This is a genomic window from Devosia chinhatensis (genome assembly GCF_000969445.1).
GTDB lineage: Bacteria > Pseudomonadota > Alphaproteobacteria > Rhizobiales > Devosiaceae > Devosia > Devosia chinhatensis.
The window spans coordinates 1-706 of the sequence record NZ_JZEY01000090.1 but is presented as its reverse complement, the minus strand read 5'-3'; the positions used below and the strand labels follow the sequence as shown (position 1 = coordinate 706).

General features: G+C 55.5%; 2 protein-coding genes. Both read left to right on the top strand.

All coding sequences use genetic code 11. The features are described 5' to 3' along the window. Nucleotides 1–502: hypothetical protein (locus VE26_RS18205; protein WP_046106514.1), on the top strand; the 502-nt coding region annotated here is incomplete at its 5' end. A 5-nt stretch (nt 503–507) separates the two neighbouring features. Beyond that, nucleotides 508–706: hypothetical protein (locus tag VE26_RS17840; protein ID WP_200897281.1), on the top strand; the 199-nt coding region annotated here is incomplete at its 3' end.

Below are 706 nucleotides of genomic sequence, written 5' to 3'. Positions count from 1 at the left end.
AGAGGGGGAGGGAAAGGGGACAGGGGGGGGGAGAGGGAGGGAGAGGGAGGGGAGAAGGGGGAGGGAGGTAACAGGGATGGGGGAGAGAGAAGGGAGAAAGGGGAGGGGGGAGGGAGGGAGTGGGAAGGAGGAGGGGGGGGTGAGGAAGAGGAGGGAGGAGAAAAAGGAGAGAAAGGGGGGGGGGAGAGAAAAAGGGAGGAACGGGAGGGAGGAGGAAGAGAGGAGGGGGAAGGAGAGAGAAGAGGAGAGGAGGGAAGAGGAGGAGAAGAGGGAGGAAGGGGAGGGAGGAGGGAAGGGGAATAGGGGCGGGAAGGAGGGAGGGGGGGGAGGGGAAGGAGGAGGAAAGAGAAAAGAAGGAAAGGAGAGAAAAAAACGGAGAGGGAAGAGAAGAGAAAAGGAGGGAGGAGGAGAGGAAGGGGGGAAAGAGGGAAAAGGAGCGGAGGGAAAGGAGGGGGGGGGGGGGGGAAGGGGGGAAGTAAAAACGAAACAGAGGGAAGTATAAGAAGCGTGGAAGAGGAACGGACGGGTAGAAAAGAAAATGTGAGGAATGGGGAGAGAGATGACAAAACGAGAAGGAAAAGGGAAGATAGAGAGAAGGAAAGGAAAAAGGAGAGAAAAAAAAGAAAAGAGAAAGAGAGAAGAGGAGAGAGAGAAAGAGGAGAAGGAAAAGAGGAAAGAAAAAAAGAAGAAGGGGGCGGAGAAAAAG